At 50.3% G+C, this 20,884-nt stretch carries 16 protein-coding genes and 1 pseudogene; 10 read left to right on the forward strand and 7 right to left on the reverse strand.

What is annotated here, in order from left to right; genetic code table 11:
* Window positions 1-55 precede the first annotated feature (55 nt).
* Window positions 56-934 carry a restriction endonuclease gene (locus MJ769_RS04585; RefSeq protein ID WP_239234689.1) on the reverse strand — a complete coding sequence of 293 codons (879 nt, stop codon included), beginning with the start codon at window positions 932-934 and terminating at the stop codon, window positions 56-58.
* Window positions 935-1,152: 218 nt separating this feature from the next.
* Window positions 1,153-1,448 (reverse strand): annotated as a pseudogene (locus MJ769_RS14690) (DUF1294 domain-containing protein).
* Between the two features lie 913 nt (window positions 1,449-2,361).
* Here MJ769_RS14690 and MJ769_RS04590 point away from each other — a divergent pair.
* Genes MJ769_RS04590 through MJ769_RS04605 form a run of 4 tightly spaced genes read left to right on the forward strand, consistent with a single transcriptional unit; the run spans window position 2,362 to window position 4,697 of the window.
* Window positions 2,362-2,628, forward strand: a complete 267-nt coding sequence (locus MJ769_RS04590) for a BufA1 family periplasmic bufferin-type metallophore (RefSeq protein ID WP_239234691.1) — start codon at window positions 2,362-2,364, stop codon at window positions 2,626-2,628.
* A complete protein-coding gene (bufB, locus tag MJ769_RS04595) occupies window positions 2,628-3,488 on the forward strand; it encodes an MNIO family bufferin maturase (protein ID WP_239234693.1) in 861 nt (286 codons plus the stop codon). The genes MJ769_RS04590 and bufB overlap by 1 nt, the downstream gene beginning before the upstream one ends.
* A complete protein-coding gene (locus MJ769_RS04600; RefSeq protein ID WP_239234695.1) occupies window positions 3,472-4,254 on the forward strand; it encodes an HvfC/BufC N-terminal domain-containing protein in 783 nt (260 codons plus the stop codon). Before bufB ends, MJ769_RS04600 begins: the two co-directional genes overlap by 17 nt.
* On the forward strand, window positions 4,251-4,697 hold the full coding sequence (locus tag MJ769_RS04605; protein ID WP_239234697.1) for a DoxX family protein: 447 nt from the start codon (window positions 4,251-4,253) through the stop codon (window positions 4,695-4,697). The genes MJ769_RS04600 and MJ769_RS04605 overlap by 4 nt, the downstream gene beginning before the upstream one ends.
* 357 nt (window positions 4,698-5,054) lie before the next feature.
* Here the strand turns inward: MJ769_RS04605 and MJ769_RS14695 are convergent, their stop codons facing one another.
* From MJ769_RS14695 to MJ769_RS04625, 5 genes are all read right to left on the reverse strand, one after another.
* On the reverse strand, window positions 5,055-5,243 hold the full coding sequence (locus tag MJ769_RS14695) for an SEC-C metal-binding domain-containing protein (RefSeq protein ID WP_445083067.1): 189 nt from the start codon (window positions 5,241-5,243) through the stop codon (window positions 5,055-5,057).
* A 217-nt stretch (window positions 5,244-5,460) separates the two neighbouring features.
* Window positions 5,461-6,297, reverse strand: coding sequence for a glycosyltransferase (locus tag MJ769_RS04610; RefSeq protein ID WP_239234699.1), 837 nt, complete (start codon window positions 6,295-6,297; stop codon window positions 5,461-5,463).
* Window positions 6,290-7,489 (reverse strand): glycosyltransferase, encoded by a 1,200-nt coding sequence (locus MJ769_RS04615; RefSeq protein ID WP_239234701.1) that lies wholly within the window; start codon window positions 7,487-7,489, stop codon window positions 6,290-6,292. The genes MJ769_RS04610 and MJ769_RS04615 overlap by 8 nt, the downstream gene beginning before the upstream one ends.
* Entirely contained in the window at window positions 7,489-10,914 is a 3,426-nt protein-coding gene (locus tag MJ769_RS04620; RefSeq protein ID WP_239234703.1) for a glycosyltransferase, read from the reverse strand. The genes MJ769_RS04615 and MJ769_RS04620 overlap by 1 nt, the downstream gene beginning before the upstream one ends.
* Before the next feature lie 299 nt (window positions 10,915-11,213).
* Window positions 11,214-13,622 carry a heavy metal translocating P-type ATPase gene (locus MJ769_RS04625; protein ID WP_239234705.1) on the reverse strand — a complete coding sequence of 803 codons (2,409 nt, stop codon included), beginning with the start codon at window positions 13,620-13,622 and terminating at the stop codon, window positions 11,214-11,216.
* Window positions 13,623-13,849: 227 nt separating this feature from the next.
* Between MJ769_RS04625 and wrbA the strand changes: the two genes are divergently transcribed.
* The 6 genes from wrbA to MJ769_RS04655 all read left to right on the forward strand — a co-directional run bounded on the left by wrbA (window position 13,850) and on the right by MJ769_RS04655 (window position 20,791).
* Window positions 13,850-14,452, forward strand: coding sequence for an NAD(P)H:quinone oxidoreductase (gene wrbA / locus MJ769_RS04630; RefSeq protein WP_239234774.1), 603 nt, complete (start codon window positions 13,850-13,852; stop codon window positions 14,450-14,452).
* Window positions 14,453-14,528: 76 nt separating this feature from the next.
* On the forward strand, window positions 14,529-15,224 hold the full coding sequence (locus MJ769_RS04635) for a HugZ family pyridoxamine 5'-phosphate oxidase (RefSeq protein ID WP_239234707.1): 696 nt from the start codon (window positions 14,529-14,531) through the stop codon (window positions 15,222-15,224).
* Window positions 15,225-15,379: 155 nt separating this feature from the next.
* Entirely contained in the window at window positions 15,380-17,095 is a 1,716-nt protein-coding gene (gene ybaL / locus MJ769_RS04640; RefSeq protein ID WP_239234709.1) for a YbaL family putative K(+) efflux transporter, read from the forward strand.
* A 592-nt stretch (window positions 17,096-17,687) separates the two neighbouring features.
* On the forward strand, window positions 17,688-18,830 hold the full coding sequence (locus MJ769_RS04645) for a D-alanyl-D-alanine carboxypeptidase family protein (RefSeq protein ID WP_239234710.1): 1,143 nt from the start codon (window positions 17,688-17,690) through the stop codon (window positions 18,828-18,830).
* A gap of 52 nt (window positions 18,831-18,882) precedes the next feature.
* Complete coding sequence (locus MJ769_RS04650; RefSeq protein ID WP_239234712.1) at window positions 18,883-19,599, forward strand: DUF1499 domain-containing protein; 717 nt, start codon at window positions 18,883-18,885, stop codon at window positions 19,597-19,599.
* Between the two features lie 322 nt (window positions 19,600-19,921).
* On the forward strand, window positions 19,922-20,791 hold the full coding sequence (locus MJ769_RS04655; protein ID WP_239234714.1) for an ATP-binding protein: 870 nt from the start codon (window positions 19,922-19,924) through the stop codon (window positions 20,789-20,791).
* Window positions 20,792-20,884 lie beyond the last annotated feature (93 nt).

The following is a 20,884-nucleotide window of genomic DNA, read 5'->3' on the forward strand; positions in this document are numbered from 1 at the left end:
GTCATTCGTGCCAACAGTCGATTAAGTTCCAAACAGAATGGCGCACTACACTAGGCTATATTTCTTCAGCGTCAAAAAAGTCATTGTCGACAATCTTCACTTCGTAGCTATGTTTTGTCTGCACTCCGACATTGAACTTATGCATCAAATCTACAAGCTTGGAACCGTCCAGTAAGATTATTGAGTGGTGTGCATCTCTGGCTTTTACTTTTGCTTTTTCATCGAAAGAAGAAGTAGTTACAAAGATACCCTTGTGGGTATCGCCACTCATAGCACCGATAAAGTTGCGTATATCAGTTTCACGGACTTTGTTTTCGCTATAGCGCTTGGCTTGAATATAAATCTTCTCAAGCCCAAGTTGATCTTCGTTGATAATACCGTCTATTCCTCCATCGCCTGACTTGGCTGTTTCTATGAAGTCGCCATACCCCATTTTTTTAAGCAAAATCAAAATTATCTTTTCAAATGCATATGGATCAACCTCTTTAAGCTTTAAAAGTAATTCATCTTTTACTTCTCGTTCGATTTGCTCAAAACCAGAATCAATTAAATCTTGTGGGCTTGCGCTCGCTTCGATTGTTGTTTTTGATACAGACTTATTTTCGGGCTCATAAAACGTAATGATATTAGATTGAATGTCATTGAGAGATACTTTTCCTGGCTTAGTGGATGTTCCTTTCTCGGTGATTTGAACATAGCCTCGTTGTGGATAGTGAACCAACCCGCCTTTCTTAAGGTAGGACTTTCCCCAAGCAATACGATTTTCAATTAAACGGTCCCCATTTTTGGTCATCTGCTCCAGTAGATCTTGGGGCAATTCCGCATAAAAACGCTCTTCTACAAGTCGAATCAAATCTCGACACTTGATGATTTCGCCATCTTTAAGTACTTCCAAAATCGGAAGAAAGGTTTCATTAAACTTCGGTAATTCCATTGATTTCCCGTTCTTCCAGTTTGATTTTATCAATCTAGGGGGATGCTCAAACTCGATTAATTCACTGAGGCGTTATTTGCAGCATCATGAATGACTGGAGTCTATAAAGGGTGCATGGCGGCATGTGCTATTTAGCCAGTGCCCCCGTGCATGAACTTCATCGCCAGACCTGATCCTAGTCACTTTTCTAACGCCACCGAGCTTGTCCAAAAAACGGTTTAGATAGTTGCTCTTGAGAAAGCAAGGATGGCGCTTAAAAAGGCTGAACCGCTTTTTGTGAGCAGCCAGCCTAGTGTAAAGCAATTAATAATAACCGTAGCCCAAAATACTATTTGGAACTCTTTTTTCTTCAATTTGTGACGTAACGTTTCCTGTGCAAATAAAGCTCCAGGCCAGCAACCAACCCCCCGAGTAAATGCAATGTGCTTTCTTGAGTTCTCAAACAATTATTCTGTGCGGCTGAATTATCGAAAGCATATGCAAAGAAAGTAAGAACACTTGCTGCAAAATACATGTCAAGAATGGCGATAGAAACGTACACCTGGGGCAGCGCCGTTCCGCTGTGTAAAGGTACATGTGCAAATTTTATGCATTATTATCTTGACGGAGAGGTTATCCTAAGGTAAAACTTACAGTATGAATCGAAAATTGCGGAGGATGAGTGATGATTGATAGAGGAATGGTCATGGAAACGTTGGGTTGCGTACCAAAAATATACCCTCGAGTACTTGAGGAACGGTTCCCTCATGTCCTTAATAAAATCGTCGAACTCTGGGATTCGCCTCTTTGCCAACCCTATTTTACCGATCTGTTGCAACAAAGTGGCCGCGGTGGCGGAAGAGTGAATCGGGATGGCTTCCCAGATGACGCATGGCAGGAAATATTTCAATTGAACGAGTTTTGTTGGATATACCATTCTGGATTTGACGATAAACACTGCTAATTAGCATTCAACTATCACAAGTTTTGGCCCAACTTTGGCTGAATGATCAGAATTTCGGCTGATTGTTTTCGTACAAGGCTGAGCCTTATTCATTTAGCACAACCTTGTGCTGCATCCGACCTTACAATTAGCAGACACGAGTATGCTTGTATTTTGTCAGTTGCCGCTATAACTCTGCCTCACTATTCCTCCCGCTACATCGACACTTTGGTAACGCATCTGTTCATCAACCCTCTCTTGTGATATTGGACTTTATTTCATTCAGCTGAATCGGACAAGCACCACATTTTTTGTATTGACGGCTTGGAAGCACGGATGCATTTCTACTACCAAACGGTGGTTGGGTGAGAAAAACCAGCACAGCAAGATTTTTCATCTCGGCATCTTTACCTGCACATTCATTGTAAGAAAGCCTTGCTCTCCCCGACCAATAAGGCAGGAGACAGAATCTCCTGCTTTATCCACTCAAAAAAGGAATTTTACTATGAACAACCATCAAATATTATCTGTAGCAATCGGTAGCCTGTTAGCACTTGGGCTCGCCAGCAATGCCAGTGCTGCTGGCAAAAAGATGGATATGGAACAGTGCTATGGTGTCGCCAAGGCAGGCAAGAATGATTGCTCTAGCAACAAGAGCGCACATTCCTGCGCTGGACAAGCCACCAAAAACAATGATGCTGAGGATTTCGTAGCCTTACCTAAAGGCACTTGTGACAAGATTGCTGGTGGCGTTTTGAAAAAATCCGCGTAATGGAAAAGCCCGCAAACGATTCCTTGCCGTGCATCGCCGGTATCGGGTTGCGGGCGCCTCACTATTGTGAGGTGCTGGAAAAATTGCCCAAACTCGGCTGGATAGAAGTGCATAACGAGAATTTTTTCGGGGGTGGCTCGCCCCTGCGTACCTTGCTCAAGGTACGCGAACATTATCCCGTCAGTCTGCATGGCGTTGGAATGGGGCTGGCTTCAACCGCGCCGCTGGATCAGGCGCATCTATCTGCTTTGTATCGTCTTTGTGAGGCGGTGCAACCCGCCTCCGTGTCAGAACATTTATGCTGGAATTCTGTGCCAGACATCGCTAACAACGGCTCCATGGTCATTAATGACTTGCTTCCGTTCCCTTATACCCATGAAGCCCTTTCCCACGTGGCAAATCGAATTGAGCAGGTGCAGGAAAAACTTGGTCGCCGACTGCTGGTAGAAAACCTCTCCAGCTACTTGTCATTCACGTGCAGTGAAATGAGCGAGGGAGAATTTCTATCTGAATTATCACAGCTTACTGGCTGTGCCATCCTGTTCGATGTCAACAATTTGTATGTAAATGCACGCAACCTGGGCGTGGATGCCAAGGCTTTCATAAAATCGCTTCCCGCTGACGCGGTGGCGGAATATCACCTCGCTGGTCACAGCATAAGGGACGGCTGCCTCGTAGACACCCATAGCACTCAAGTATGCGCCGAGGTGTGGGCGTTGTATGAATTTGCCTTGCAACAAATCGGGCCGCGTCCCACGCTGATCGAATGGGACAGTGATATACCCGCGTTGGCAATGCTGCAGAGTGAGGCGGGAAAAGCGCAGCAACGGCTGGAGGAATATCATGCCTGTGCTAAATAACGACCTGTCCGATTTTGCCTGCACCATCTTACATGGCAAGGAGCCATCGTCGCGAATCGATGTGAGTTATTCGAATTATTCTGTCACCACCGCCATCGAAATTTACCGCAACAATTACCGCGGGAATCTGCATGACACACTTGCAGGCGCATATCCAGTCATGGAGCAACTCGTGGGTAAGGAATTTTTCCGGCTGTTGACTCGGCGATTCATCGAGCAACATTTTTCGCACAGCGGAAACCTGCATCACTATGGCGCTGAGTTGGCAGCTTTTGTTGCGACCTTCGAACCTGTACAAGAATTGGCTTACCTGCCGGATGTCACGGCGCTGGAGTGGGCCTGCCACTGCGCTTATTTCGCAGACGATGCCACCACGCTGGACATCGACAAACTGGCGCAAGTACCACCCGAGCAATACCCCAATCTGATCCTGCACATCCATCCGGCATGTCATCTGGTGCGCTCCTGCTATCCGATCGCCGCCATCTGGCATGCCCATCAACCCGGTGCGTCCGGTGACTTCCATATTGATCTGGATAGCGGTTCCAGCAACGCTCTGGTCAGCCGCAAGAATGATGTTGTCTTGGTCAACGAACTGACGGAAGCCGATGCGGCATGGCTGCAAAGCATACAAGCTGGAACTCAGCTAGGAGGAGCAACTGCCACCACGCTGGAACTTTATACAGATTTCAATTTACAAGCAGCGCTGCTGAAGCTGGTCGAGCAAGATGTTCTTACAAATTTTAACCTGGGAGCGGCTTCATGAACCTGTTATCAAGCTTGACCAAATTTTATTACAAAGCATCACACCTGCCAGAATATCTGGCGCCGCTGTTTGATCTGGGGCTGAGACTATATCTTGCAAATGTTTTTTTCAAATCCGGCCTGACCAAGGTGCAAAACTGGGATAGCACGCTGTACTTGTTCAGCGATATCTACAGTGTGCCGCTACTGTCACCTGAGATGGCAGCATCACTGGCGGCCGGTGCGGAGTTGGGGCTGTCCGCGCTGCTTGTATTGGGGCTATTCGGGCGGTTTGCCGCTGCCGGGTTGTCCATCCTCAATGTAGTCGCAGTCATTTCTTATGCTGATTTAAGCGAGGCAGGTATCAATCAGCACTTATCTTGGGGCATTTTGTTCGGCGTATTGTTGATACTGAGTCGCGGCAACTGGTCGGTCGATGCATGGCTGGAAAAACGATTGCGATAATTTGCGGATATTAAGCAAATTATCAATTGATTAACATCCGCAAGCGCCAGGAAATAACCTACTAATCAGCCAGGTACTAGCTACAACCGAAGTGAATCAGCTTGACCTTCCACTCCTTTTTCTGACTCAGGTTATCAGGGTGAACCCAGTGGTAATGCTTGGAATACGTGTTGCGCTCTCTGCCGCCGTCATCAATACCAAGCAGAGTCCAAAACGTTTGGTCTAGCAGCCTTGGAATGAGTTGGTGCGTCAGAAAAATTGAAGGTTGCTGGAAATCGCTCATTGAAAGTTTGACTCTGAATCAGGGTCTCGGGGGTGCAGAACCATAACTTTTTTTTGCTGACCAACCAAGCAACATCACGTTTCTTGGGAGAGTAGCAATTTTGATAGAGAACTCCCGCTCAAACAGATCGATCGACCGATGCTGGCTTTGATATTCTTTTTCAAATCAATATCGGGGTTATTTGTGCCAGCTAAATTGCCGCAGCAATGTTTGAAACGCATCCCACTACCGCAATTACAGTTTGTATTTCGTGATTGTGTCAATGGAGAGCCTACCTGCGATGTGTACGTGTTGTGAATGGCGCGTGGCTTTTTTTATCATCCAGAACCAAGCAGTTAATAGTAGGCGAATTTATTTTTGCTTGGTGCATTTCCGGCAGTCAATCTAGAGTGCCATTTTTGCTTTTATTGCCATTTAGTTACTCACCAAATAGAAATCAAACAGGCTTGAATTATAAAGTTTGCGGGCTATTCCGATGAATTAGTCAAGAAAACGCCGTGCCGCAATCGCGTAGGTGGTTTCGGCATACCGCACATAGTCTTCATCTATCATGCCGCCATGCACCATGGTGAAATCGGTGCGCCATTCGTCCCACCACAAATGCGCCCACAGGTGCATCGAATACATGCCCGAAAAATCTTCGTCTAGCCCTTCGAACAGTGTATGAATGCCGATCCGGTCGGCGCCGTGACGGTGGAAGCAGCGTTTGGGCAGCACATGCACTGCATCCGGTATTTGCTGCCGCACGCGCGTTGCCTCTTGGCAGGAATGACGGCTCCAGGTGCCATCGAACACTTGATACATGCTCTCCAGCCAGCGCGCGAGATAGGTAGATTCTGGGCGAGCCAGCATCAGCGCATTGCACAGGGAGCGCTTCATAGGATCCCGCTCTTCGATTTCGTCCTGTTCGGCACCGATGACGAACTGCTCTCGATAGAGCTCGTCTGGCATAGGTTGCAGAAATAGCGTATCCATGTCGGCATACACACCACCGCTCTGCAATGCCTTCATGCGGATGAAATCCGATTCGTGGGCGTAGTCGAGGTTGCGCTGCCGGATAATGCGTCCTTCCGGCGTATTGGCGTAGCAGGCAGTGTTACGCACAAAGGGTTCCGGATCGACACGATGCAGCACCAGATGTGGACGGATTCGATCCCACCAGTCACCCCATGGCTCGTTGAGATAGTGAAAATTAATCTGTTTGGGCTGGTTAATTTGCCGACAAGATTCCAAGCACAAATAGTGCACCAAGTGAAATGGTTCGTCCTGCGGTCGCAACCCGAATACAAAATGAAAAATGCGCGGAATTTCAGACATTAAGACTCTCCAGCAATTGTTCAGTTACCCGCTGCATCGATAACCGTCGGCGCAGCCCCTCGGCAGCCTGCGTGGAATACGCCATTGCCGAAGGCAGGTCATGGTGCAGATCACGCATCAATTCGACCGCATGTTTCAAGTCGGGCTGCGCCCAGCGCTGCGAAGCGAGATAACTACTTTGGCACGGCCATGGCGTCACCTGCGTCAAGCGGTAGTTGATCAGCCAAGGCCAGTTGTCGCCGAGGTAGTCGAGATGCCCGCCCCAGCCGGTCATCAACACAGGACGGCCTTGCGCCAGTGCTTCGCAGCCACCCATGCCCCATCCTTCGCCGCGTGTCAGTGAAACGAATACGTCCCCGGCGCGGTGTATATCCTTGATCTGTGTACCGGACAGGTAGTTATCGATCACGCGGATCGACGGTAGGCCGATTTCGCGTCCGCGCATAGCGCTCTTGCGCCATTTTTCGAGTAGCGTCGACACCGGTTCGACATCGTATGAAGGCGGCGCACCGATGCCATGTGGAGCAGGTTTGAGTAGCAGAAGCACGTTATCTGTGTCTGTAAAAGCGCGTGCATAGGCATTCAAGAGATCGTATGTGCCTTTGCGCGGTTCCCAAGTATTAATTGAATAAAATACCGTGGTGTGTGGGTCGATGCCAAGCTCAGCGCGTATTTGGCGTCGATGGCCGTCTAACACAGGTGGTGTCACGTCGCGCAGCATGTGGGGGACTGCTTGCACTGACGCTATAACGCCATTACGTTCACACATCTCACGATTCATGCTGCTGGGCATCAGTACGCGCTCTGCAAGGTTGAGTAGAGAGGGCCAGTGTGGCGGTAAGCGGTCTGTCTCCCATGCGGTGTAGCCGACATTGCGGCGACTTGGCTCGAAATATAGTGGCCAATATTCCGGTGGCAGATGGACCAGTACCAAGTCGTAATCGCAAGGTTTGCAACAGTGCTCGATAAGTTGTGGCAGATCGGCATATGTTGGGTCATCCGCGAATGCCGGAAAGAAGTCCAGGGCATCCATGCCAAGTTCCCTACTCCAAGGTTCAAAGCCGTTGGGGCTGTTGTGCAGCGGAACCCAATAAACCGGCACCTGATTCGCCACCAGACCGCGTAGATAGTCCAATGCCGCCAGCGCATAACCTGAAGTGCCCGACCAGGAAACCAGTTTGATCCCGCGCATCAATCCTCCATACCGTTAAGTATGTGTGTCCAGGGTCCATTGGCCTTTGATGAAAAATATCGGTAGGCTGTCTCGCGGGCCTGTTCGCTGATGGATTGTGTAAGTGCCGCGTCCTGTCGCAGCCGTGCAATGTGTTCGCAGATCGCGTCCTCGTCGTCGGCGTCAATGCAATAGCCATTGCGTCCTTCCATGATCAATTCGGCGCCCGGCAGCTTGTTAGTGCAGATCAGCGGGCAGCCTGCCGCCAGCGCCCAGGCAACGAAACCAACTGCCGCCTCGTTATCTGCCAACGGTGAACGACGCAACACCAGACAATTGATATCGGCGAGGAAATCATCAAGAGATGCGTCGAATCCCAGCAATTTCAGTCCCGGTGGCAGTTTTGAGGGTGGAAAATGACGCAAGAGAGGAGTGCCGCCGTGGACGCTTACCGACAATCCACTTTCCAGCAGGCGGCGGATTAACTCTGCATCGAAGGGGTGCAAGCCATCAACCTCGCAACTCCCGCGAAGACCAATACGAAAGGTTGTGCCATGTACTTTGCGCGCAATTTTGAATGTTGAACTTGGTAGTGTCAGACGCAGCACCAGCCCGGGCAGGCCGACCTGTTGCGCCGTAATGTCATCGGGGTAGATCAAACCAATCTTGCCAGACGATGTCTGAGCGATTTCTAGCAACATGGCGGGACAGTCACGCGTAACACGCAATAATATCTGTGCGGACAGATTTGAGTCGAACAGAGGCGGTAGGATATCGGGCACCCCGTCTATCAATAGTATGTTGCCTCGTTCCTGTTGAGCCGCCAGCTCCGATTCCGGAAGTGTTTCGGCATCGTTTGAAAGAAAACACACCCTTCCTTGCCAGCCAATGAAATCAATCTCGTTCAGTGGCAACTGCGAACAACAACCTAACACAAAGATGGTTTTCGCGGATGCTAAGGCCAGGCGCACGTCACTGGTAGTTAGCAGATGATCCGAAGCGTGCAGGATTTTTCGCAATTGCTGTGCCTCAACTATGCGGCGCCGACGATAATGCAATTTACGATGAAATTCCGTAATCACCGGATCGGTTGCTGCTGCCAGTGCAACGTCCGCATGGTTCGCAGCCTCGTCGAGCTTGCCCTGATCGTAAGCCAGCAGCGCCAATACATATTGAACCATAGGCTGACCTGGTAGCAGCGCATTGGCCGAGGCGAAGCACTCGGTTGCTGCCGTCAATTCGCCTTTGCAGTAGTGCTCGGTGCCTGCCGTCTGAAGTTGGTCGCATTCTGTACGTAATGACTGATTCAAGATCATTGGTGCGGGTTTGGCCATCGAGCGTCCGCAACAGTGCTTGTAGCGCGCGCTGCTGCCGCATGGACAAATCTCATTTCGACTGGTGCGACCACTTATCACCGTCTGCAATGCTTGCCGGCTGGTGATCAAACGGCGTAGCCGGATTATTTCGGCATCGATCATCGACAATTGCTGTGACAGTGCGGGACGGCCTTCCTCAAGGCACGCGAGTGCGTCCTCCGGTGAATCTTGTGATTCCCACAGTCTCGCCAGCGAGATTAGAAATTCGAAGCAACTGCGGTTGTGCGAAACCGCTGATTCGAAAAGCCGGCGCGCACTGAAAATTCGACCTTCGGCGAGGTAGGTGCGTCCGAGATGGAATTCGAGATTTGGTTCTGCCGGATAGCGCATCAATAATTCTCGCATTGCTGGTCTAACTCCGGACCGTTCGCCATCGTGGAAACGCGCAAGCAGTTCATGGGTCAATGTGATGTAATCGCGCCATAATCCTTTGCTACAAGGCTCCCAGCGTTGGCGTACCCGCATAGAGTAATGTCCACCACGCGCCGAGTCAGCATTCAGGCCGATGCTGGTACCCGATGTTCCGGACTCAATGAAATAGTATTGTGAGGGCGCTTCGATGCGTTCTATGCGAACATGCGGCACAAGTTGGAGCCAGAAATCCCAGTCCTCAAAGATTTCCAGACTTTCGTCGAATCGGCAGCCAAGTTCAATCACTCGGCGGTGAAACAGCACCGAGATGGCCGGTATCAAGTTGAAAAACAGGAACATCAAAACATTAAACGGATTACATTGCCTTCGAGTGAGGCGGTGATAGCGGTCAATCAGCCATATGCCGGCATACACAAGATCAGGATGGTCTGGTTCAAGAATGCGGCGTACCAGTAGTGCTATGTGTTCAGGATCGAACAGGTCGTCATCATCCAGAAAACCAATATATTCGCCGGTGGCTGTACTAAGACCGAAATTAGCTGCAGCAGGGCGTTTCAATGGCCGTCCGGTAGACACCAGACGAAAACGACTGTCGGTTGCAATTGTCGCCGATAGTGGAGGATGACGTCCGCCGGTGGCATCCACCACCACCACCTCGATTCTTGAATAAGACTGATTGGCCAGCGAAGTCAATGCGTTAATCAGGCTGTCGCGCCCCATGCTGCGCACGATTATCGATACCAGCGGCTCTTTACCAGATGGTTTACGCCCTTGACGCGGTAATGCCGGATCGATGAGTCGATCCGGCATTACCGCTGGTTGTGGACGCTGGCAGACTGCCAGATTGCCAGCACTTTCCAGTGCGGTAGCATAATCCATGATGGGCAGACGGCAATTCAGAAGTTGTAGGTGAATGTCATAAAACTGTCGCCCGACAAACTCGCTGGCGGCATTATAGATACGGAGAAAGTGTTGATAGTGAAAGGTGTTGCTACCGTGGATGGTGTAGCAATACAGCTCGGGCGCATCCATTAACACAACGCGGTTGGCTTCCATGATCTGATCGGTGACCATACTGTCCTCGCCACGCCTTTGGTTCGGGTAGGCTGGTACCGCCGCACGCCGCGCCAACATACTGCCTTCCCAGGCACGATAACCGGACACTGCGATACGACGTTCTTCCGGCCACCACACGGTCCAGCGATTCAGAAAACAGGCTTGAGCCCCGCTCGTTTGCAACGCTTCGACCTGCCAAGCAAGGCGACGTACATCATATAGATCGTCATCATCCCACTGGCAAACCAGTTCGCCGCGCGCTTCAGCCAGAGCATAGTTACGCAGGGTGCCGAGGAGATTCTGGGCTTCCGATATCTGGATGTAACGGATTAATGGATCATTCAGAGCAGCCAAAAATTCGGTCAGTTCCGAAACTGGATTGTCATCAAGGATGAGCAGTTCTCGAAGTGGGTAGGTCTGGCGTCGAAAACAATCAATGGCATGGCGAGCAGGCAATAGTTTGCCCCGGCTGACCATAAGACAGGATACGAGCGGTCCGTTCGGTGGAATGGGTGACGCCACCAGCATTTCATCACGAGGACTGGCACCCGGCTCAAGCAACTTCAATGCAATACTTAAGCCAGACTTCGGCCATTGCGAGGCATAATTTGTGGTCGACAAAGCGGGCTGGGGGGCAGTCATTTAAGTCTTTGAAGAAATATCCAGTTCACTTGTTGATAATGAATTAGGATAGGAAATTAAACTGCACAATTGAAGTATCCATGACCACCGCACCCCGGTCAATGTTATTTTAATCTTTTAAACTACCACAAAAAAACCGAGTTTTGCCCAACCCAAATTCATAATAATTAGAGTTTCTTCAGCCCGTATTGCAAACCATGACTTCTCTCCAATACACATGCCACCCCCTGGTGAAAAAAAATGCTCGCTACCATGCGATGTGCTGATTGAATTTTATCTCGGGTATAGGCTGTGCCGATTTACAACTTCACCCGACTCAACCTCAGCGCGTTGCTGATCACCGACACCGAACTAAAACTCATTGCAGCTGCGGCGATCATCGGCGAGAGCAGCAAGCCGAAGAACGGGTACAGCAGCCCCGCCGCGACCGGCACACCGAGCATATTGTAGGCAAAAGCAAAGAACAGATTTTGCCGGATATTGCGCATCGTGGCCTGGCTCAGACGACGCGCGCGGACGATGCCGTTCAGGTCGCCTTTGATCAACGTCACCCCGGCGCTTTGCATCGCCACATCAGTTCCGGTTCCCATCGCGATGCCCACCTGCGCTTGCGCCAGTGCCGGTGCATCGTTGATACCATCTCCCGCCATCGCCACGATACGACCTTCGGCTTGCAGTTGTTTCACGATTTCGGCTTTTTGTTCTGGCAGCACTTCGGCCACCACGCGTTTGATTCCCAGCTTGCGCGCAACCACATCTGCGGTAGCACGGCTATCTCCGGTGAGCATGACCAGCTCCAATCCGGCAGCCTGCAATGCCCGTACCGCTTCCAGCGTGGATTCCTTGATCGGATCAGCCACGCCGATCAAACCTGCAGGCTTTTCATCCACAGCCACGAACATCACGGTCTGCCCCTCTGCTCGCAGCACATCGGCACGGTCGAGCAATTCAGCCATCTCTATACCCGAATCGACAAATAACTTCTGATTGCCGATCGTGACTTTGCGGCCAGCCACCAGACCCGTGATGCCTTTGCCACTGACAGATTGAAAATCCGTGACCTCGGCCAATGTCAGGCTGCGTTGCTCTGCTCCCTTGATGATAGCTGCCGCCAGCGGATGCTCGCTGGCGCGCTCCAGACTGGCACTCAGTTGCAGAATGTCGTTATCCATAAATCCTTGCACCGCCACTATTGAGGTCAGTTTCGGTTTACCTTCGGTCAACGTGCCGGTCTTGTCGGTCACCAGTGTATTCACTTTTTCCATGATCTCCAGCGCTTCAGCGTTCTTGATCAACACGCCCTCGGTTGCGCCGCGCCCGGTTCCCACCATGATCGAGATTGGTGTCGCCAGACCCAGTGCACAAGGACAGGCGATAATCAGCACCGATACCACTGCCACGATGGCATGAGCGAATCTAGGTTCGGGCCCCCATAACATCCATATGCCAAATGCCAGCAACGCGACAAGCATGACGACCGGCACGAAATAACCTGACACCGTATCGGCCAGCCGCTGTATCGGTGCGCGGCTGCGTTGCGCTTCGCTGACCATGTGGATAATTTGCGCGAGCAAAGTATCTGCACCGACCTTTTCTGCACGCATCAACAGCCCGCCGGTGCCATTCAGCGTGGCGCCGATCAAGCGTTCTCCTTGCTGCTTTTCCACCGGTATTGGTTCGCCGGTTACCATGGATTCATCTATCGAACTGCTGCCCTCCATGACCTGCCCATCAACCGGAATTTTTTCACCGGGACGCACACGCAACAGATCTCCGGCCTGCACCTGCTCCAGTAGAATATCCTCTTCCTTACCATCACTGCGCACAATGCGCGCGGTCTTGGGTGCCAGGCCAAGCAACAGCTTGATCGCGGTGTTGGTGCGGCTGCGCGCCTTCAATTCCAGTACTTGTCCCAACAGCACCAGCACGGTGATTGTCGCAGCGGCTTCAAAATAAATTGGCAACGTGCCATCTTCTCGGCGCAACATCGCCGGAAAAACATCCGGCAAGAAAGTACCGATTACGCTGTATAACCAGGCCACGCCGACACCTAGAGAAATCAGTGTGAACATGTTCAGATGCCGATTGACCAATGACGCCCAGCCGCGTTGAAAGAACGGCCAGCCGCCCCACAGCACGACCGGAGTCGCCAACAAGAACTCAACCAGTTGTAAATGCGTAAACGAAATCATTTGCGGCGCAAAACCCGTCCACATATCAGCAGCCATCGCCATCACGAAGACCGGCACGGCCAATACAGTGCTGATCCAGAAGCGGCGCGTCATATCGTCCAGCTCAGGATTCTCTTCCTTGGCAGCCACCGTTCTGGACTCCAACGCCATACCGCAGATTGGGCAATCGCCGGGCTCGCTGCGCACAATCTGCGTATGCATAGTGCAAACGTATTCGGTGACATCGGGTTTGCCCGACAAGTTATCCACCGGCTCCAGCGCCATGCCACACTTCGGACAAGAACCGGGTGTGTCCTGATGCACCTCAGGATCCATTGGGCAGGTATAACCTCCAGCGGATGGTGTTGTAATTATTGAAGTCGGCGCGACCGGGTTAAGGTATTTGTCAGGATCTGCTGAAAACTTTTCTACGCAATGCTGTGAACAAAAATAATAGCGCTTGCCTGCATGTTCCAAGCTGCGCCCTGACTCACTGTCAACTTTCATACCGCATACAGGATCTGTAGCTGTGTTCATGGTCTGTTCCTTTCAATGACGTCCATCTGGATTCACTTAACGGGAAGTGTCGGCGTCGTGCAACTGCACACAATTGGCTGGCCGCCATCTCCGCACAGTAATCCCGTTTGAAATAATCTGCGACTCAACGCAACAAATGCAGATAATCCGCCAATCAAATTTACATTTATAATATATTACAAAACAACATATTAGAATGACGTTACAACATGTAATACAATATGCCCATGATAACCGACAAAGAAATCCTCATACTGTATTACAGCCAGCACGGTGCAGTGCGTCAAATGGCTCAGCTGGTGGCGCGTGGCGTGGAACAGGTGGCGGGCGCGCGGGCGCGGCTGCGCACCGTACCCAAGATTTCCACAGTGTGTGAAGCGACCGCACCCGACATACCGGATGAGGGCGCCCCCTATGCCGAGCTAAGCGACCTTAAGGAATGCATAGGCGTTGCTGTTGGTAGCCCCACGCGCTTTGGCAATATGGCGGCTCCAATGAAGTATTTCTGGGATGGCACTGGTTCGCTATGGATGCAACATTCCTTGGTCGGCAAGCCCGCTGCCTTTTTCACCTCGACTGGCTCGATGCATGGCGGACAGGAAAGTACATTGCTGTCTATGATGTTACCGCTGATGCATCATGGCATGATTATCGTTGGCCTGCCTTATTCCGAGCCAGAACTTGCCACCACACAGCAGGGCGGAACACCTTATGGTGCCAGTCATTTCGCTGGGATGGCTAACGACCACCCCATCAGCGAAGACGAAAAAAGACTATGCATCGCACTCGGCAAACGGCTTGCGCAAACTGCATTGAAATTGGCCGCATAAAATTTGACGTATCAATACCTTCAGTTTTTTCCCGCCTTCCCACGTATGACAACTTAAATAATTTTCAGGAACATTCATGAATAATGCACGCGAAGCTCGCCAAATGTTACGCGCTCATCGCTACGGCGCGCTATGCACGCTATCCAAAAAATTTGACGGCCATCCCTTCGGCTCTATCACGCCCTATCTGGTTGACCATGATGGCAGCCTGATCATTCTGATCAGCACATTAGCGGAACATACCAAAAACATTCTGCATGACCCGCGTTTGAGCTTAATAACCCATAACCAGGATAGCCCAGAAATTCAGACACAAGGACGTGTCACCGTGGTGGGTACAGCACAAATCATGACGGATAAAGACACAGTTGGCACACGCTATTTACGCTACTTTCCAGAAGCGCAAAGCTACTTTGACATGCATGACTTTTCGTTTTACCGCATCATGCCGCAGTCAATACGATATATCGGCGGCTTCGGCAAAATCCATTGGGTCGAGGCGGATAGCTATTTAGTACCACCCTATCCGTTAATCCAGCAAGAAAATGGGGCGATTTCGCACATGAACGCGGATCATCACAGCGCAATGTGTCGCTACTGCCAACGCTTTCATAAAATCGAAGTGCAGCATGTGGAAATGTTAGGCATCGACTGTGATGGTTTTGATGTACGCGCCGATGAAAAAATATTGCGTTTTGATTTCCCCGAAATGGTGCTCGATGCACAACAAGCTCGCCATGCTTTAGTGGCAATGTCACGAGTAGCCAGGTAAATAGCCATACCGCAGACTCTATTCGTATTTATTTAACATAAATACAGTGGGTTAATCAGTCGAAATTTTGTGGGCTGGACTTTAAGGTAACCACTTTAAAGGCAGACGCGAAATTTATTCAATATAAACCATCAAATAATACGAAATAAAGACACATGCCTCATAGCATCAGCTTGATCACTACGATTGCCGCCAGTTTTGGACTTGCATTGGTCCTTGGTTTAACCGCTGCACGTTTTAAACTGCCAGTTCTGGTTGGCTACATGATTGCTGGCATAATTCTTGGACCCTTCACTCCCGGATTTGTTGCAGACATTGGACTTTCCAGTCAGCTTGCTGAAATCGGAGTAATTCTACTGATGTTTGGTGTTGGGCTGCACTTTTCCCTGAACGATCTCTGGGCCGTGCGCCGAATCGCCTTGCCCGGTGCCATTATCCAAATCACCGTTGCAACGGTACTAGGTATGGCCGTCTCTAATTATTGGGGCTGGAGCCTTGGCGCTGGCATCGTATTCGGCCTTGCTCTTTCCGTGGCAAGCACGGTAGTGCTCCTTAGAGCGCTCGAAAACCACGGCGTCCTTGAATCCTTAAATGGGCGCATTGCCGTCGGCTGGCTTGTGGTCGAGGATTTGGTGATGGTATTAGTACTCGTTTTTCTTCCTCCACTAGCTGGATGGTTAGGGGGCGATGCAAATGGTCTTTCCGAAAAATCAGGAGACAGTATCCTGACAACGCTTGCGCTAACGATAGGAAAAGTATCGATATTTATCGTGCTCATGCTTGTTGCTGGTCGCCGCGTCCTTCCTTGGTTGCTGTGGCAAGTCGCCAGGACCGGCTCGAGGGAGCTTTTTACATTAAGTGTCATTGCCGTTGCCGTTGGTATCGCCTTTGGTTCAGCCGAACTTTTCGGTGTTTCCTTCGCGCTCGGGGCTTTTTTTGCCGGAATGGCCATGCGGGAGTCTCAATTAAGTCATCGGGCAGCTGAAGAATCCCTCCCGCTTAGGGATGCCTTTTCCGTACTGTTCTTTGTGTCGGTTGGAATGCTCTTTGATCCTAATATTTTGTTACAACAACCTTGGCAATTAGTCACGGTAGTCTTCATCATTATTGTTGGTAAGTCATTGGCCGCTTTTTTGCTTGTCCTTGCGTTCCGTTACCCGTTAAATACAGCGATTACGGTATCGGCCAGCCTGGCGCAAATCGGGGAGTTTTCGTTTATCTTGGCAGGGTTAGGGGTTACTCTAGGACTCCTGCCAAGTGAGGGCCAGAGTCTTATTTTGGCGGGTGCGATTATCTCAATTGCGCTTAACCCTCTGCTATTTCACGTTACCAAACCACTACAAGCTTGGATTCGATCGCGCTCAACATTAGCGCACCTTCTGGAGCGTCCCGACGATCCGCTGACGGAACTCCCCATGAGTGTTGATCAAGCCCATCTGACGGGTCAAGTTGTACTTGTTGGCTATGGCCGCGTAGGCCGCCGCATCGGTGAAGCGCTAACCAAAAGCAAAGTGCCATTTGTTGTGGCCGAGCAAAATCGCGAACTAGTCGATGGCTTGCGCAAACGTGGCATGCTGGCCGTCTCTGGCAACGCTGCTGACCCGGCAGTCCTAATTCAGGCGCATATTGCTCGGGCACGTGTATTGGTGATCGCCACCTCAGATTCGTTTCATGTGTGCCGAATAATTGAGATCGCGCGTATGCTCAACCCAAACGTTGAGACAGTTGTGCGCACCCATAGTGATGAAGATGCGGCTCTCCTCCAAAAAGGACATGCGGACAAAATATTTATAGGTGAGCACGAACTTGCGCTTGGCATGACATGCTATGTGCTAGAGCGTATCGCCAAAAAAGACGAAACTTCACTATAGCCGCAGCATCCATTTTATGGATTACCTACTTTCATCAACACACCTTTTCTCTGGTGGAACAAAAGAAAAGCGAAGCGATATAACACTCAAAAATAAAAGTAAGGCACATTCATTTTTTTGATTTTGCGGATTCAAGTTTGAAGTGCAACGGCTCAGTCTAACTTGGTGTAGCGCATCTCCACTCCGAATTTGCGTGGCCTGTAGTTCTGCTGCAATGCTCACATGCCCTGCAAAATTTAGCGGCCTTATTTACGCGAACACCTCGACCAGCAGAAACTCCACTGTCAGAGGCGCACTACTGGCTCGGCATTTAAATGTCGAACTCAATTGACGATGCGATGTCTGTTTGAGCATGGAGCGACAAGACGGAAGGACACTCTCGACGTCGCGCGGATTGTGTTATCGCGTCAGAGTGGAGCCGTTATTTGGTATCGATAAAGCCAAGGGGTGATTCGTAGTTAAAACCAGAAAGGCCGCGTTTCGTCGCGTATCGTTTTTCAGGATTAGGCCATTTAAAGGTTTTAATTCTTGTTACCGTCGAGTACCATCAATACTGTCGCAACCAAACTTACCGGTAAAATTTCCCCACTATATGATGAGCAAAATCGCGTTATTTTCAAATCTATTAATTCTGCTATTTAGCAGTCACACCTTCGCCGCAGCTAAACCGATTCCTGCCCCGCCTTCGTTGGAAGCTGACAGTTTTTATCTGGTCGATTTTAAAAGCGGTCGCGTGCTTGCAGAGAAAGACCCGGACAAGATCGTTGAACCGGCCAGCATCACCAAGCTGATGACCGCCTACCTGGTCGATAAAGCCCTCGCGGCTGGTGACATTAAACACAATGACCTGGTGACCATCAGTGAAACAGCCTGGCGCATGGGAGGCTCCAAAATGTTTGTCGAAATAGGCAAACAGGTTCCCGTCGACGATTTGATGAAGGGCTTGGTCATCCAGTCCGGAAACGATGCCAGTGTCGCGTTGGCCGAGCATATCGCTGGCTCTGAAGCTGCCTTCGTAGGTTATATGAACCAACAGGCGCAGGTGCTGGGCATGACCAATACTCAATTTCAGAATGCAACTGGCTGGCCAGCCGAAGGACATTACAGCACGGCTCGTGATATCGCCATATTAACCGCCGCAATTATTCGTGAATATCCAAACACTTATAAACTTTATCGCGAAAAAGAATACACCTATAAGGATATCCGCCAATTTAATCGCAATCGCCTGCTCTGGCGCGACAACACGGTCGATGGCGTTAAAACGGGGCATACTGAAGCAGCCGGCTATTGCCTGGTGGCTTCTGCGCTGCAGGGTGATATGCGCTTGATTTCAGTCGTTCTAGGCGCGAGCTCCGATAACGCGCGTACCAACAGCAGTCAGTCATTGTTAAACTATGGTTTTCGATTTTTCGAAACCCATCGGTTGTATAAAGCCAACGCAGCATTGAAAACTGCACGCCTTTGGTATGGTGAACAAGAGCAGGTAGCCTTGGGCGTCGGCCGCGATATCCATATTACTATTCCGCGTGGGCGCTATAAGGAGCTCGTAGCATCGATGGAAATTGAAGGAAAAATTTCGGCACCCATCACCAAGGGCCAGAAACTCGGTCAGGTCAAGATCAGCCTGGATAATGAAGTCATTGTTACCGAGACTATCGTCGCCACACAGGCAGTTGCCAAGGGTGGTTTTGTTTCACGAACGCTAGACAGTATCAAGCTCATGTTCAACTAGGGGCGATGGTCGAAAAGTAACCATTGCGGCGCTCTGCAACGGAGATAACTTCATGAATCATTTTCTTAGCATTATCAGCTTCATTGCTGTTTTACTCGTTGCTTTGCCCGGTCCATTATATAAATACAACATTGTAGAACTAGGTACCGCGTTTGCTACCCTGCGTTACGGTGTTTACTTGGGGATAGCCGCTTTGGTGCTATTGCTAATCCAGGTTATTTTTCTAAGAAAAAACATCCGGTCTGCAGCTGCAGGAATATCGGCAATATTTGCCATTATTGCCGTTGGTTTGCCGCTTAGCATGATGAGCAAGGCAAAGTCAGTGCCACCCATCCATGACATCTCAACTGACTTGGTTAACCCGCCTGAATTTGTTGCTATTGCCGCCCTCCGCGCCGACGCGCCTAATAAAGTAGAATATGCTGGTGAAGAAACAGCACAACAACAACGCAAGTCCTACCCTGACCTCTCCACGCAAAGTTATGCGAAAAGTGCTGACGTGTTATTTAGCACCGTACAAAACGCAGTGCATGAACTCGGCTGGGAGTTAGTTAACGCGGATAAATCACAAGGCATTATTGAAGCAACCGACTCCACATACTGGTTTGGATTTAAAGACGATGTTGTGATTCGAGTTCGCGCTGTTGGTGAAACGAGTGTTATGGACATTCGCAGTAAATCCAGGGTGGGTAAAAGTGACCTTGGTAAAAATGCCGAACGTATTCACGCACTCATTAAACACATTAATACTGCGCTAGCGACGAACTAGAAGGTTATTTTAAAATATACAAAGAGGCGAGGTTTGTCGAAATGACACTATTATTCTAAGTTATTATTTTATAGATACAATTATACTTGAATCAATTGGCTGATTTTTTGATGAAATTCGTCACCACCATAAACTTCACAACGCAGAGTCGCCTCAGTGTTCAAGTTCTCTTGATTAGCAAAAAAATAAACTGGCTGACCCCTTATGTTCTTGTTATTGAGGACTGTCTGGCGACTTGGCCGAAAATAAAGCTCGAGCAGCCCGGCACGTAGACTGTGGTCTTGAGCATTGATTACGACAAGCCGGAACAAGGAGGAAGCCTATGAGCTCCGATGATATCAAGCGATTGGTCGCGCGCGCCGAGCATCTCATGTCGCTTTTTGAAGCGATACTGCCACCAGCGCCTCCAACGCCCGACTGGAGTGCGCTGGCCCAGCGCTGGCGCACGCATCAAAGCCGCGGCTGGCTGGCGCCGCTGCACGTTTTGCAACCCATTCACCTCTCTGATCTGAAAGATATCGACGACCAGAAAAAGCGCGTGGATGACAACACGCGCCAGTTCGTATGTGGCCAGCGCGCCAATAATGTATTGCTGACCGGCGCGCGCGGCACGGGTAAGAGTTCCATCGTCAGGGCTATGCTGACGGAATACTCGGCTAAAGGTCTGCGTGTAATCGAGGTCGACAAAGCCGATCTCGTCGATTTGCCGCACATTGTCGATCTAGTGCAAGAGCGCTCCGAACGTTTCATCATCTACTGCGATGATCTAAGCTTTGAAAACGGTGAGCCTGGTTACAAAGCGCTCAAAACAGTGCTCGATGGCAGCTTCGCTGCTGTACCGGATAATGTGCTGATTTATGCTACCAGCAATCGCCGCCACCTTATGCCGGAGTACTTCTCCGAGAACTTGCAGACCGCGCACGGCGACGAAGGTGAGCTGCATCCCGAGGAAGCTGTAGAAGAGAAAGTTTCGTTATCGGATCGTTTCGGCCTGTGGGTGTCATTTTACAGCTTTAATCAGGAAGCCTATCTGCAGATCGTGCGACACTGGCTGAGTGTCTTCGGCGTCGATCTCAAGGACTGGGACGACTTGATCCGGCGTGAAGCACTGCAGTGGTCGATGATGCGCGCGTCGCGCAGCGGGCGCGTGGCCTGGCAGTTCGCACGCGATTATTCTGGAAAAGCCCGGTAGCTCGGCAGGTTTGGACTGAATGAAATGAAGCCCAACCTCACAGGCGCTTGATAAACAGATGCGTTGTCAACGTGCCGATGCAACGTGAGACAC

The organism is Candidatus Nitrotoga sp. BS (assembly GCF_927797785.1).
Lineage (GTDB): Bacteria > Pseudomonadota > Gammaproteobacteria > Burkholderiales > Gallionellaceae > Nitrotoga.

Coding starts and splice junctions, on each gene's coding strand:
- MJ769_RS04585 (WP_239234689.1), bottom strand. CDS start 934: ATGGAATTACCGAAGTTTAATGAAACCTTTCTTCCGATTTTGGAAGTA.
- MJ769_RS04590 (WP_239234691.1), top strand. CDS start 2,362: ATGAACAACCATCAAATATTATCTGTAGCAATCGGTAGCCTGTTAGCA.
- bufB (WP_239234693.1), top strand. CDS start 2,628: ATGGAAAAGCCCGCAAACGATTCCTTGCCGTGCATCGCCGGTATCGGG.
- MJ769_RS04600 (WP_239234695.1), top strand. CDS start 3,472: ATGCCTGTGCTAAATAACGACCTGTCCGATTTTGCCTGCACCATCTTA.
- MJ769_RS04605 (WP_239234697.1), top strand. CDS start 4,251: ATGAACCTGTTATCAAGCTTGACCAAATTTTATTACAAAGCATCACAC.
- MJ769_RS04610 (WP_239234699.1), bottom strand. CDS start 6,297: ATGTCTGAAATTCCGCGCATTTTTCATTTTGTATTCGGGTTGCGACCG.
- MJ769_RS04615 (WP_239234701.1), bottom strand. CDS start 7,489: ATGCGCGGGATCAAACTGGTTTCCTGGTCGGGCACTTCAGGTTATGCG.
- MJ769_RS04620 (WP_239234703.1), bottom strand. CDS start 10,914: ATGACTGCCCCCCAGCCCGCTTTGTCGACCACAAATTATGCCTCGCAA.
- MJ769_RS04625 (WP_239234705.1), bottom strand. CDS start 13,622: ATGAACACAGCTACAGATCCTGTATGCGGTATGAAAGTTGACAGTGAG.
- wrbA (WP_239234774.1), top strand. CDS start 13,850: ATGATAACCGACAAAGAAATCCTCATACTGTATTACAGCCAGCACGGT.
- MJ769_RS04635 (WP_239234707.1), top strand. CDS start 14,529: ATGAATAATGCACGCGAAGCTCGCCAAATGTTACGCGCTCATCGCTAC.
- ybaL (WP_239234709.1), top strand. CDS start 15,380: ATGCCTCATAGCATCAGCTTGATCACTACGATTGCCGCCAGTTTTGGA.
- MJ769_RS04645 (WP_239234710.1), top strand. CDS start 17,688: ATGATGAGCAAAATCGCGTTATTTTCAAATCTATTAATTCTGCTATTT.
- MJ769_RS04650 (WP_239234712.1), top strand. CDS start 18,883: ATGAATCATTTTCTTAGCATTATCAGCTTCATTGCTGTTTTACTCGTT.
- MJ769_RS04655 (WP_239234714.1), top strand. CDS start 19,922: ATGAGCTCCGATGATATCAAGCGATTGGTCGCGCGCGCCGAGCATCTC.